General features: G+C 65.7%; 12 protein-coding genes. 8 read left to right on the top strand and 4 right to left on the bottom strand.

All coding sequences use genetic code 11. From position 1 onward, the window contains the following. Window positions 1-203: 203 nt before the first annotated feature. Together greA and ACUXVA_RS03350 are read right to left on the bottom strand one after the other, a co-directional pair. Window positions 204-686, bottom strand: coding sequence for a transcription elongation factor GreA (greA, locus tag ACUXVA_RS03355; RefSeq protein ID WP_265081592.1), 483 nt, complete (start codon window positions 684-686; stop codon window positions 204-206). A 96-nt stretch (window positions 687-782) separates the two neighbouring features. After that, complete coding sequence (locus ACUXVA_RS03350) at window positions 783-2,282, bottom strand: ATP-binding protein (protein ID WP_265081593.1); 1,500 nt, start codon at window positions 2,280-2,282, stop codon at window positions 783-785. A gap of 387 nt (window positions 2,283-2,669) precedes the next feature. Here ACUXVA_RS03350 and ACUXVA_RS03345 point away from each other — a divergent pair, with 387 nt between their 5' ends. The 8 genes from ACUXVA_RS03345 to ACUXVA_RS03310 are packed head-to-tail and all read left to right on the top strand — an operon-like array spanning window position 2,670 to window position 10,639. Further along, the gene (locus ACUXVA_RS03345) at window positions 2,670-3,464 is read left to right on the top strand and encodes an IclR family transcriptional regulator (RefSeq protein ID WP_445490824.1); all 795 of its coding nucleotides are present in this window, start codon (window positions 2,670-2,672) and stop codon (window positions 3,462-3,464) included. Then, window positions 3,461-4,333, top strand: coding sequence for an ABC transporter permease (locus tag ACUXVA_RS03340; RefSeq protein ID WP_265081595.1), 873 nt, complete (start codon window positions 3,461-3,463; stop codon window positions 4,331-4,333). Before ACUXVA_RS03345 ends, ACUXVA_RS03340 begins: the two co-directional genes overlap by 4 nt. 8 nt (window positions 4,334-4,341) lie before the next feature. Continuing rightward, entirely contained in the window at window positions 4,342-5,151 is an 810-nt protein-coding gene (locus ACUXVA_RS03335) for an ABC transporter permease (RefSeq protein ID WP_445490821.1), read from the top strand. A gap of 28 nt (window positions 5,152-5,179) precedes the next feature. Then, a complete protein-coding gene (locus ACUXVA_RS03330; RefSeq protein ID WP_265081596.1) occupies window positions 5,180-6,238 on the top strand; it encodes an extracellular solute-binding protein in 1,059 nt (352 codons plus the stop codon). Further along, window positions 6,235-7,293 (top strand): ABC transporter ATP-binding protein, encoded by a 1,059-nt coding sequence (locus ACUXVA_RS03325; protein WP_445490819.1) that lies wholly within the window; start codon window positions 6,235-6,237, stop codon window positions 7,291-7,293. The genes ACUXVA_RS03330 and ACUXVA_RS03325 overlap by 4 nt, the downstream gene beginning before the upstream one ends. Window positions 7,294-7,297: 4 nt before the next feature. Then, complete coding sequence (locus ACUXVA_RS03320; RefSeq protein ID WP_445490817.1) at window positions 7,298-7,972, top strand: AroM family protein; 675 nt, start codon at window positions 7,298-7,300, stop codon at window positions 7,970-7,972. Continuing rightward, on the top strand, window positions 7,969-9,078 hold the full coding sequence (locus ACUXVA_RS03315; RefSeq protein ID WP_265081597.1) for a DUF917 domain-containing protein: 1,110 nt from the start codon (window positions 7,969-7,971) through the stop codon (window positions 9,076-9,078). Before ACUXVA_RS03320 ends, ACUXVA_RS03315 begins: the two co-directional genes overlap by 4 nt. A 4-nt stretch (window positions 9,079-9,082) precedes the next feature. Beyond that, window positions 9,083-10,639, top strand: a complete 1,557-nt coding sequence (locus ACUXVA_RS03310; protein WP_265081598.1) for a hydantoinase/oxoprolinase family protein — start codon at window positions 9,083-9,085, stop codon at window positions 10,637-10,639. A gap of 7 nt (window positions 10,640-10,646) precedes the next feature. Here the strand turns inward: ACUXVA_RS03310 and ACUXVA_RS03305 are convergent, their stop codons facing one another. Both ACUXVA_RS03305 and ACUXVA_RS03300 read right to left on the bottom strand, forming a co-directional pair. Beyond that, window positions 10,647-11,285 carry an aspartate/glutamate racemase family protein gene (locus ACUXVA_RS03305; protein ID WP_265081599.1) on the bottom strand — a complete coding sequence of 213 codons (639 nt, stop codon included), beginning with the start codon at window positions 11,283-11,285 and terminating at the stop codon, window positions 10,647-10,649. 96 nt (window positions 11,286-11,381) lie between these two features. Beyond that, the gene (locus ACUXVA_RS03300) at window positions 11,382-12,350 is read right to left on the bottom strand and encodes an ABC transporter ATP-binding protein (RefSeq protein ID WP_265083537.1); all 969 of its coding nucleotides are present in this window, start codon (window positions 12,348-12,350) and stop codon (window positions 11,382-11,384) included. Between the last annotated feature and the right edge of the window lie 9 nt (window positions 12,351-12,359).

The raw sequence follows: 12,359 nt of genomic DNA, 5'->3' as shown, positions 1-12,359 counted from the left end.
GCCGGCTTCCTCTCAAGGAAACCGTGTCCCAGACGCAGTGCAATGCGCCTCCGTCAGGAGGCGTCGTGCACTGCGTCCGGGACCGCCAAAAGCTCCGGCGTCCGGACAAGATCAAGCGGCTTCAAATTTGAGGATCAAACTTGAGATCGTCGTTGGCGAGCGCGGTCTTCAGCATCGCCGGGATATTCCGGGTGGCGGCCTTGCTAAGCGATCGCGATGATCTCGAGCTCCTGACCCGATGGGCCGACGACATCCCCGACCGCTTTGCCCATCAGGGATCTCGCGACCGGTGCGACGAAGGAAATCGAACCGGCCTTGGGGTCCGCTTCGTCCTCTCCGACGATGCGATAGGTCTGCACGCGGCCGTCGTCGCGCCTGAAGGTCACGGTGCGGCCGAAGGCAACCGTGTCCGTTGACGCAGGCGCGTCGACCACCTCTGCGGTTCGAACGCGCGCCGCAAAGTAGCGCGCGTCGCGCAACGGGATCGCCGCCTGCCGCCGTCGCTCATTGACGTCTTCGATGGTTTGCGCGGTTTCGTAGGCCTCGCGCGCCTGCTGGAGTTGAAGCTCCAGTGCCTTCAATCCGGCGGGCGTCACGCGATTCGGATGCGGCGAAACCGGGCGGTCGGGCAGCAGGGTCTCCGCTGCCGTTTCGGCACTGTCTTCCTTGGTGAAGGCAACGCTCACGCCCGGAACTCCTTCAATGGATAGATGCTGACCATGCGCAGCCGCAGCGCGCGGACCGGTCGGAAACTGTAGCACACCGCGCGGCGGCCTGCGCCATCACAGGCCTTGTTCGGTCGCCAGTTCCTCGGCGTTGGGATCTCCTGGCGCGGTCGCCCAGGCCAGTTCGACCAGCGTCACCGTGCGTCGGCCGGCGCCGTCGAGCTGGCATACGATGAGGCCCTGTTCCTCGATGTAATCGAGCAGACGCCGGGCGCGGCGCAGGGAGTGCGAACCATAGGCGCGGGCAATCGCGGCATCGCCGGGGCAGGGCCAGCCCTCTTTCGCCGCGCGCGCGATCATCATGAACACGCCCTGCATATCCTCGGGCAGGATGGAGGCGCGCACCGAGACGTCCTGCCAGGTGTCGTCGGCGGCCATGTCGGAACCCAGCCCGGCGCGGGCGCGCGTCAGCATGCGGCGGAAGTCGTCGAGGTCCGGCACGGCTGCGCCGAGCCCCTCGATGCGGCAGCGGACCACGAATTCCTGATAGAGCACGCCGACGACCCGGAAGCCTGCATCGGGCTCGGCCATCAAGGCTTGCAGAACGCGGTCGACGCGCATGCGCCGCTTCGCCAGTTCCTCGGCGCTGATCGGTGTCTCCGCCACGTCCGGCCGAAGTTCCAGCGCTGCGGACTTCGCCGCCATGAGCTGGCCGAGGAGATCCGGCGACGATGGTGCACGGCGCTGCGGCCGGGTCGGCTCCGGCGGCGGCGCTGCCAGGATCATGGCATGGGCGTCCAATGTTGCTTCCGGCAGCGGCATTAAGCGCGGGATCGCATTGCGCGGCTGGGTCTCCGTGGCCCCGATCCGCAGTCCGAGCGGACGGCGCGACAGCGCCGGGCCGAGCGCCATGAACTGCCCGCGCTCGAGGTCGCGAAACGATTCCGCCTGCCGCCGCTCCATGCCGAGCAGATCGGCGGCGCGCGCCATGTCGATATCCAGGAAGGTGCGGCCCATGAGGAAATTCGACGCCTCGGCCGCGACGTTCTTGGCGAGTTTTGCGAGGCGCTGGGTCGCGATCACCCCGGCCAGCCCACGTTTGCGACCGCGGCACATCAGATTGGTCATGGCGCCGAGCGAGAGCTTGCGCGCTTCGTCGGAGACCTCGCCGGCGATGGCGGGCGCGAACAGCTGCGCCTCGTCCACCACCACCAGCATCGGGTACCAGTGGTCGCGGCCGACCTCGAACAGTCCACTGAGAAACGCCGCCGCGCGCCGCATCTGGTTCTCGGCGTCGAGCCCCTCGAGATTGAGCACCGTGGAGACGCGATGCATGCGCGCGCGTTCGCCCGCCACCTGCAGGCCGCGTTCGGTGTGTTCCTCGGCGTCGATCAGGAGGTGACCGAAACGGTCCGCCAGCGCCACGAAGTCGCCTTCGGGATCGATGATCGTCTGCTGCACCCATGGGGCGCTCTGTTCCAGCAGCCGGCGCAGCAGATGGGATTTGCCGGAACCCGAATTGCCCTGCACCAGAAGGCGGGTCGCCAGCAGTTCCTCAAGGTCCAGAGTCACCGCGGCGCCCGCCGTCGTCTGTCCCATCTCGATCGCAACGGTCATGTCGACTCAAAGGCTCCTGCAGGCAGGGCTTATCAATCCCATCGCAGCGCGTCGAGCGTCCCCGGCCGATCGTCCGATGTTCCGCACAGCCGGGTGCGGGCCGTCACCACCAATCTCGTCGTCCGTGCCGTCGGCACCACGGAGGTTGCGGTTCTTTGCCGTCTTTGTTCGGGCGCGCGCAACGCGTCTGCGCAGGCGAGAACTCGTCGCGCTGGCGCAGGCGGGTGCTCCCTGACGCTCCCGCGCCATCCAAATATCAGCCAATTGCGCGAATCTTCAGCGCGAATTGTTCAAAATTGCCGCGCACCGACCGATTGACGGCGGGATCGATCAGTTCCACAATTAACAACATGGTTCCATTTTATGGAACGCTTCGGATCTTCAGCCATGAGCGCCCTCGACAACGCCATAGAGATCCTGCGCTGCTTCTCTCCGCAGCAGCCGGAGATCAGCAATGCCGATGTGATCCGGCTGACCGGCAAGCCGAAGAGCTCGACCTCGCGCCTGCTGCGTCAACTCAAGGAGTGCGGACTGCTGGAGCAGGACGCGACGACGCGCCGCTACCGGCCGGGACTGCTGGTGTTCGAACTCGGTCGGCTGCATCGTTCGCAGAACGACTTCGTGGCGCTCGCCGAACAGCATCTTCGCGACGTCTGTGCCGCCACCGGGCACACCGGCTATGTCGCGGTGCTGGATGGCGGCGAACAGGTGGTGTTGCGCGTGGTTCGCGGCACCAATCCGCTGCAGGTGGTGTCGCCGCCCGGCGTGCGGACGCCGGCTTTCCTGACGTCGAACGGGCGCGCCATGCTGGCGCGGCTGAGCGACGCCGAGATCTGCGCCAACCTCGCAAAACCTTTTCCCGCGGTGCCGCCCAACGCGCCGCGCAACATCACCGAACTGATGGTGCGCATCAATGAGATTCGCCGCACCGGCTATTCGTCGGCGACCGAGGAATCGCTGCCCGGGGTCGGCTCGCTGGGTTTTGCGGTCAGCAACCGCGACACCGGCGAGACGGTCGGGGTCGCGCTGTCGTTTCCGAGCCAGTTGACCTCCGCCAAAGAGCGCGCCCGGCTGTGGCAGATTTTGCGCGCCACGGCGGTCGAACTCGGCCGGCTGTGCGACGATCCGGTGTGGCTGGCGCTGGACGACGCCGTGCCGGTACGCAAGGCGGCGGCGCAATGAACGTAACCCGCACCGGCGTTTCCCCGATCGCCTGGCTGATTGCGCCGAGCGCGCTGCTGTTCGCGCTGTTCTTCTTCCTGCCCATGGGCCTGATGGCGCTGATCAGCGTGCTGTCCGGCAATCCGGTGGTGCAGCCGAACGTCACCTTCACGGCCAAGTTCTACACGCGGATGCTGTCGGACTCGTATTACTTCGAGGTGATCTGGACCACGATTCGCATCGGCCTGCTGACCACCGTAGCGGCGCTGCTGATCGGCTACCCGTTGGCGCACTGGATGGCCCGGATTCGTGGCCGCACCGCCTATGCGCTGCTGATGATGTCGGTGCTGACGCCGATGCTGACCGGCATCGTGGTCCGCACCTTCGCCTGGATGGCGCTGCTGTCGGACAAGGGGGTGATCAACCAGACCCTGACCGGCTTGGGCCTGATCTCAAAACCGCTGCCGCTGATGTACAACGAATTCAGCATCGTGCTCGGCCTCACGCATATCTACATCCCCTATATGGTGCTGACCCTGGTCGGCGTGATCAGCCGCATCGACGAACGGCTCGAACATGCCGCGCAGAATCTCGGTGCCTCGCCGTTGCGCGCCTTCTTCGAGGTCACGCTGCCGCTCAGCCTGCCGGGGATTCTCGCCGGCTCGCTGCTGGTGTTCGCGCTGGCCATCAGCGCCTACGTGACGCCGATCCTGATGGGCGGCTTCCAGATCATGACGCTGCCGATGCTGATCTACCAGCAGATCTCGTCCAGCTTCAATGTCGGCTTTGCCGCGGCGCTCGGCATGGTTCTACTGGCCATCTCGCTGGTGCTGATCATCGCCTATAACCGCATCCTGGGAATGATCTCAGGCCAGCGCGATTTGCAGTGAGGGCCGCTATGACATCAGCACCGCTCTCCCTGCGCTTCGGCCGTTTCTGCTATCTCGCCTTCAATATCGGCGTCTTGGTGTTCCTCCTGGCGCCGATCGCCATCGTCTTCGTGTTCGCGCTCAACCCCACGCCCTATATCCAGTTTCCCCCGGTCGGCGTCTCCATGCGCTGGTTCGAGAAGTTCTTTGCCTCGCGCGATTTCATGAACGCCCTGTGGTTCAGCCTCAAGGTCGCGGTCCTGACCACGGTGGCCGCGACCGTGTTCGGCGCCAGCGCGGCGCTGGCGCTGGCGCGCGGACGGCTACCCGGCAGCCGCGCCATCACCGCGATCATGCTGTCGCCGCTGATGCTGCCGGCGATTCTCACTGGCCTCGCATTGTTCCAGACCTACGTGCTGCTGGACGTCGGCCGCCCGACCTGGGGGCTGGTGCTCGGCCACACGCTGGTGTCGATCCCTTACGTGGTGCGCACGACCCTGGCCGTGCTGCACAACTTCGACACCCGGCTGGAAGAAGCCGCACAGAACCTCGGGGCAGGGGCGCTGCGCACTTATTTCGAAGTCACGTTGCCTTTGACAAAACCCGGCGTCATGGCAGGTGCGGTATTCGCCTTCATCGTGTCGTTCGACCAGTTCCCGATCTCATTGTTCCTGGTGTCGCCGGGCCACGAGACGCTACCCATCACCCTGTTCAACTATCTGAAATTCGATCTGGACGGAACGATCGGCGCCGCTTCGGTGGTTTCGATCGTGCTTGCCGTGCTGGTCGTCATCGGGCTCGACCGCACGGTCGGGCTCCGGTCCACCGCCCAACTCTGACGTTCATTTCTGAAGAGAGGATCATTCTGTGACCATCATCCGCAAGCCCGTGAATCGACGCCGGTTTCTCGCCGTGGCCGCTACGGCAGGTGCTGGCCTCATTGCAGCTCCCCATGTCGCGCGTGCCCAGGCGGCGACGTTGCGCATCACCGGATGGGGCGGCAAGTGGGGACAGACCATGTCCACCGAGGTCGTTCCGGCCTTCGAGAAAGAGTTCAAGTGCAAGGTGGAGACCGACACCGCGTTCCCGTTCCTGCCGAAGCTGCAGGCGAGTTCGCGCTCGAATCCGGTCTACGACGTGCTGCACACCAATTCCAATGAGCAGTGGGCGGCTCTGGAGATGGGCATCGTCGAAGCCAAGATCGACGCCAAGCAGGTGCCGAACATTGCCGACGTCTATCCCTACGCGGTCAGCGACAAGATCGTCGGCGTCACCATCTTCACCAGCGCCATCGGCCTCGGCATGCGCACCGACAAGGGCTACGGCAAGGTCACGTCCTGGAAGGATCTCTGGGACAGGTCCTATGACGGCGTGCGCGGCGGCTATGTCATCCCGGTGAACAGCCTCGGACAGGCGTTCGTGATGATGAGCGGCATGCTGTACGGCAAGGGCATGACCGACCTCGACGCCGCCTATGCGGCGCTGGAGAAGGTCAAGCCGATGAAACTCGCCGACTTCACCGGCACTATGGAAAAAATGATCCTGTCGGGCGAGGTCGGCCTGGCGGTGATCCACGATTCCGGCATCCTGCGCTACGATGGCCAGAACCAGCCGACCGCCTTCGTCGCGCCGTCCGAGGGCGTGATGGCGCTGGAGCAGGTGCTGACGCTGACGCCGGGCACCAAGGTCCGCGAGCTCGCCAATGCCTACGTGAACTACATGCTGAGCCCCAGCGTGCAGAAGACGCTGGCGGAATCTGTGTGGTACTCGCCGGCCAACAGCAAGGTGAAGCTCGATGACAGGTACAACGATAAACTGCTGACGACGCCGGCGAAGGTCGCTACGCTGATCCAGCCCGACTGGAAATGGTACAACGCGCGCAAGGACGAGATCGACGCGCGCGTGAACCGTATCTTCCGGGCATGAGCGCGGCCATCGACATTGTCGGCGTCACCAAGACCTATGACGGTCGCACCCGTGCCGTGGACGCAGTGGACATGGCGATCCGGGAGGGAGAGTTCTTCTCCCTTCTCGGACCGTCGGGTTGCGGCAAGACCACGACCCTGCGAATGATCGCCGGCTTCGAGACGCCGACGGAAGGCAGCATCAGGGTCGGCGGCGCCGACGTCACCCATGTCCCCGCCCACAAGCGCGACATGGGCATGGTGTTCCAGAACTACGCGTTGTTTCCGCACCGTTCGGTCGGTGAAAACGTCGGCTTCGGGCTGCGCATGCGCGGCATGGACCGCGCCACCATCGGCCGGAAAGTCACCGACGCTTTGGCCCAGGTCGAACTGGTCGGCTACGAGGATCGCCGTCCCGGGCAATTGTCCGGCGGCCAGCAGCAGCGCGTCGCGCTGGCGCGCGCCATCGTCATCGAACCGCGCGTGCTGCTGTGCGACGAGCCGCTTGGCGCACTCGACAAGAAGCTTCGGCAATCGATGCAGTTCGAACTGAAGCAGCCGCAGCGTAAGCTTGGTCTCACCATGGTGTTCGTCACCCATGACCAGGAAGAGGCGCTCGCCATGTCCGATCGCATTGCGGTGATGAACGCCGGCAAAGTCGAGCAGATCGGCACGCCATCGGAGATCTACGACCGGCCCGGCACGCGCTTCGTCGCCGACTTCATCGGCGACACCAACCTGTTCCGCGGCGAGGTGATCCGCGACGCCGGCAAGGTTTTGCTAAAGGTCGATCGCGACATGACCATCGAGCTCGCCGGAGAGCCCGGCACCACCGGACCGTTGTCCGTCGCGTTGCGTCCGGAGAAAATCCGGCTCGCGGCGCCGACCGGCGACGGTCTCGACGGCATTGTCGAGAGCGCCAACTTCCAGGGCGGCTCGGTGCTGTACCGCATCGAGGCCGCGGGCCGTCGCCTGCTGGCGCAGCAACCCAACAACGGCTCGCACGAGCTGTTCCAGGCCGGCGCTGCAGTGACGCTGCGCTGGACACCATCCGACATCGTGATCTTGAAGGATTGATAGCATGCAGCAACAACGCATGGGCGTGGTCGTGATTGGCCAGAGCCCGCGACCGTCCGTCGCCGGCGAAATCGCCGCGGTGCTGTCGCCGGGAATGCAGATCGACCTGCGCGGCGCCCTCGACGGCATGACCCGCGCCGAGATCGACGCGATTCCGCCGGTTGATGGCTACGACACCTTGTTCACCCTGCTGCCGAACGGCGATGGCGTTACCCTCAGCAAGAAGGCCGTGGAAGCCCGTGCGGCCAGGCAGATCGAGAAGTTCGCCGGTGAGGGCATCAAGGTCACGATGCTCGCCTGCACCGGCAAATTTCCCAATATCGCGCCCGAAGGCCTGGTGATCCTGCCGTCGGCGGTGCTGCACAAGCTGGTGGAAGCGGTGCTGCCCAAGGGTCGGCTCGGCGTGTTCTCGCCGCTGGCGGCGCAGACCGAACTGATCGGAAAAAAATGGCAGCGCGACGGCGTCGAGGTCGTCGGCGTCACCATGCAGCCAGGATCGGACGATGCCGCCATCGACGCCGCTGCGCAAAAAATGGCGGCGCTGAAGCCAGATCTCGTGGTGATGGATTGCATGGGCTACACCAGTGCCAACAAGGCGCGGGTTCGCGGGGCCTATGACGGCCCTGTCATTCTGGCCATCGCCGCGGCAGCGCGCGTCGTCGAGGAGTTGACGACATGAACGCGGCACCACTCACCGAGATCACCTCGGAGGATATCGAATCGCTGGCGGTCGGCGCCTGGATCCTCGGCACCGGCGGCGGCGGCAGTCCTTATCTGGGCCTGCTCAACCTGCGCCAGCTCTATGCCCAGGGCCACCGCGTGCAGCTGATGTCGCCGCTCGATCTTGGCGACGACGACCATGTGGCTGTCGTGTCCAACATGGGCGCACCGCTGGTCGGGCAGGAACGCTTGACCGACAGCCGCAGCATCGCGCGCGCCGTCGAGATCCAGCAGGAATTCGGCGGCTTCAAATTCCGCGCCGTGATGTCGGTGGAGATCGGCGGCGGCAACGGCATGCAGGCGCTGATGGCCGCGGCCCATCTCGGGATTCCCGTGGTCGATGCCGACTGCATGGGACGCGCCTTCCCGGAAGCGCAGATGACCTCGGTGGCGATCGGCGGGCTGCGGCCCTATCCGTGCACGCTGTACGATCCGCGCGGCATCGAGGCGATCGTCACCAAGGTGCCGACCTGGAAATGGATGGAGCGCGCCAGCCGCAAGATCTGCGTCGAGATGGGCTCCATCGCCTCGACCTGCAAGGCGCCACGCACCGGCCGCGAGGTCAAGGACTGGGGCATCCACTTCACCACCACTGCGGCGATCCGCATCGGCACGCTGGTGCGCGAGGCCAACCGGCTGCACACCGATCCGATCGCGGCGCTGCTCGACAGCGAAGGCGGCAAGCGGCTGTTCACCGGCAAGGTGGTCGACGTCGAGCGCCGCACCACGGAGGGTTTTCTGCGCGGTTCGATCGCCATCGAGGGCATCGATGACGATCGCGGCAGCCGGCTCGATCTGTCGTTCCAGAATGAATGGATCGTCGCCTGGCGCGAGGGCAAGGCGGTGGCCATGTGCCCGGACCTGATCTGCGTGCTGGAGACTCTGTCCGGCCACGCGGTGGGCACCGAGACGGTGCGCTACGGCCAGCGCGTCACCGTGGTGGCAATGCAGGCGCCACCGGTGCTCACGAGCGAATGCGGTCTCGAATTCGTCGGCCCGCGGGCCTTCGGCTACGACCTCGACTTCGTTTCTCTTTTCGATGCGCACGCAGGCGCAGGAGTATAACGACATGCGACGCATTGGAATCGACGTCGGCGGCACCAACACCGACGCCGTGCTGCTGGACGGCGACAAGGTCATTTTTGCCTGCAAGCGCCCGACCACCCTGGATGTCACTTCCGGCATTCTCGACGCGCTGAAGGCGCTGCGCGCCGATCCGGTGACGCGCGGCCCGGTGGATTCGGTGGTGATCGGCACTACGCATTTCATCAACGCCGTGGTGCAGCGCAAGCACCTGATGAAGGTGGCTGCGATCCGCATCGGCATGCCGGTCAGCGCGTCACTGCCGCCATTCTGCGACTGGCCCACGGACCTCGCCGAAAAGGTGCACGGCGAGACCTTCATGCTCGAAGGCGGCCACGATTTTGACGGCCGCCCGATTATGCCGTTCGATACGTCGGCGATGCGCAGCGCCGCGCGAAAAATCCGCGATGCCGGACTGCGTTCGGTAGCCGTGTCGTCGATCTTCTCGCCGCTCGATCCGAGCTGTGAAGTGGCGGCACGCGATATCCTGCAGGAGGTCTGTCCGGATGTGGCGGTCACCATGTCGCACGATCTGGGACGCATCGGCCTGCTGGAGCGCGAGAATGCCGCGCTGCTCAACGCCGTGCTGCACGACCTCGCGGTCGAGACCGTTGCCGCGTTTCGCAAGGCGATTGCCGAGAGCGGCATCGACGCGCCGCTGTTCCTGACCCAGAACGACGGCACGGTGATGCAGGCCGAGACCGCCATCGCCTTTCCCGTGATGAGCTTTGCGTCCGGCGCCACCAACTCGATGCGTGGCGCGGCACATCTGTCCGGCCGCGAGGATGCCATGGTGGTCGATGTCGGCGGTACCACCAGCGATATCGGCCAGCTGCGCCACGGCTTTCCGCGCGAGGCCAATGCGGTGGTCGAGGTCGGCGGCGTGCGCACCCTGTTCCGGATGCCCGACCTGCTGTCCATCGGGCTCGGCGGCGGCAGCCATGTCGATGCGACCTCGGCAAAAGTCGGCCCGCTCAGCGTCGGCTATCGCCTGACCGAAGACGCGCTGGTGTTCGGCGGCAAGCAATTGACCGCGACGGATATCGCGGTCGCCGCCGGCCTGCTGGATATCGGTGACCGCTCGCGCGTCGCGTCGATTTCAAAGGAGCTGATCGACGCGTCGCTGGCTGACGCCAGGCGCCTGCTGGAAGAAAACATCGACCGCATGAAGACCGAGGCGGCCGATGCGCCGCTGGTGGCGGTGGGCGGCGGCGCCTTCCTGGTGCCGGACCAATTGGCCGGTGTTTCGGAAATCATCCGGGTGCCGTTCGGCGATTGCGCCAATGCCGTCGGTGCAGCGATTGCGCGCGTCAGCGGCGAGGCCGACCAAGTGTTCCGCGAACTCAGCCGCGACGACGCGATCGCCGCAGCGCTGCAGATCGCCGAAGCCAAGGCGGTTGCCGCCGGCGCCGATCCCGCGAGCCTGAAGACCATCGAGGTCGAGGATATGCCGATCGCCTATCTGCCGGGAAATTCGCTGCGCGTCCGCGTCCGCGTCGCCGGCGCGTTGGCCGGCGTCGCGGCGAAGCGCGAGGTGGCGTAACGAGGGCTCAGCCGAGCAGCGAGCGCAGCCGTTTCACCGCACTGTCGGGCGTTGTCAGCACAGGGAGGCCGCTGGCGGCCGCAACCGCTGGCGCCGCTCGTGCGAGGCTGAACTGGGCCAGGGCGATCACCTTGCACTGCTGCAGGCCGGAAGCGGCCTGCGCCGCCAGTTGGTCGTGGCGCGCGGTGTCGCCGGCATTCAGGGCGGCGAGGGCGCCTTCGGCCAGTTGCGGCACGATCTCGATGGCCGGCGCGATGGCGGTGAATTCGGCGGGCATGGTGTCGAGGGTGGGGCCGAAGGTGGCGAGCAGGCCGATCGGTCCGCCGCTGGCGATCGCCTCATCGATCATGGCTTCGTTCGGCGTCAGCACCGGTAGCGGCGTCAGCGCGGCCTTGCAGGCTTCGATGCACGGGCCGAAGGCCGAGCAGGTGAACAGGATTCCATTGGCGCCGTTATCCACGGCATAGCGCGCCAGCAGCAGGAAGCGCTCGGTCATGGCCGGCGTGAGTTGCCCGGCGCGCGCGAGGTCGGCGGACAGGCTGTCGTCGAAAATATTGACGAGATCCGCCTCCGGCCACAGCCGTCCGAACGCCTCCGCAGCAGGATCGATCGAATGCCGAAGCGCGTGGATCAGGGCGATGCGCATGGATGCTCCAAATCAGGACGATGCCGCGACGATGCGGGCTTTCAAACTGCAATGGGCAAAAAAATTCGCAAAGGCAATGGATTCTTCGCCGACGCCCTACGCCAGATGGCAGGCCACGAAATGCCCGTCGCTGCCCTGTTTGGTTTCCGGCACGATCTGCGAACACATCGGCACGGCGATGGGGCAGCGGGTGTGGAAATGACAGCCCGTCGGCGGATTCATCGGGCTCGGTACGTCGCCCTGCAGCCGGATCCGCTTGCGCTTGGCCTTGGGGTCCGGCACCGGCACGGCGGAGAGCAGCGCCTGCGTGTAGGGATGCTGCGGATTGCGATAGAGGTCGCTGGATTTTGCGAGTTCGACGATGCGGCCGAGATACATCACCGCCACGCGGTCGGAGATGTGTTCCACCACTGACAGATCGTGCGCCACGAACAGGAACGTCAGGTTCAGCTCGGCCTGCAGATCTTCCAGCAGGTTGATCACCTGCGCCTGGATGGAGACGTCGAGCGCCGACACCGGTTCGTCGCAGACGATAAATTCGGGCTCGACCGCGAGTGCACGCGCAATGACGATGCGCTGGCGCTGGCCGCCGGAGAATTCATGCGGGTAGCGGCGCATCTGGTCGCCCTTCAGCCCGACCTTGACCAGCAGGCTCGCCACGCGATCCTCGCGCTCGCTGGCGAAGCCGCCGAGATTGTGGATGGTCAGCGCCTCGCCGATGATCGCGCCCACGGTCATGCGCGGATTGAGCGAAGCGAAGGGATCCTGGAACACGAGCTGCATTTTTCGCCTGAGAGCGCGCAGCTCGCTGCCGCCGAGCGCCAGCACGTCCCGGCCGGCGAATTCGACGTCGCCTGCGGTCGGCTCGATCAGGCGCAGCACGCAGCGGCCTGTGGTGGATTTTCCGCAGCCGGATTCGCCGACCAGTCCCAGCGTCTCGCCGCGATGGACGGTGAACGACACGTCGTCGATGGCGTGAACGCGCCCGACCTCGCGCGACAGCAAGCCGCCATGGACAGGAAAATATTTCTTGAGATTGGTGACGCGCACCAGCGGTTCGGTCATGAGAGGCTC

Source organism: Rhodopseudomonas sp. RCAM05734 (assembly GCF_052658035.1).
Note: the sequence above shows the minus strand (reverse complement) of the source record. Positions and strands in the feature narration are given on the sequence as shown.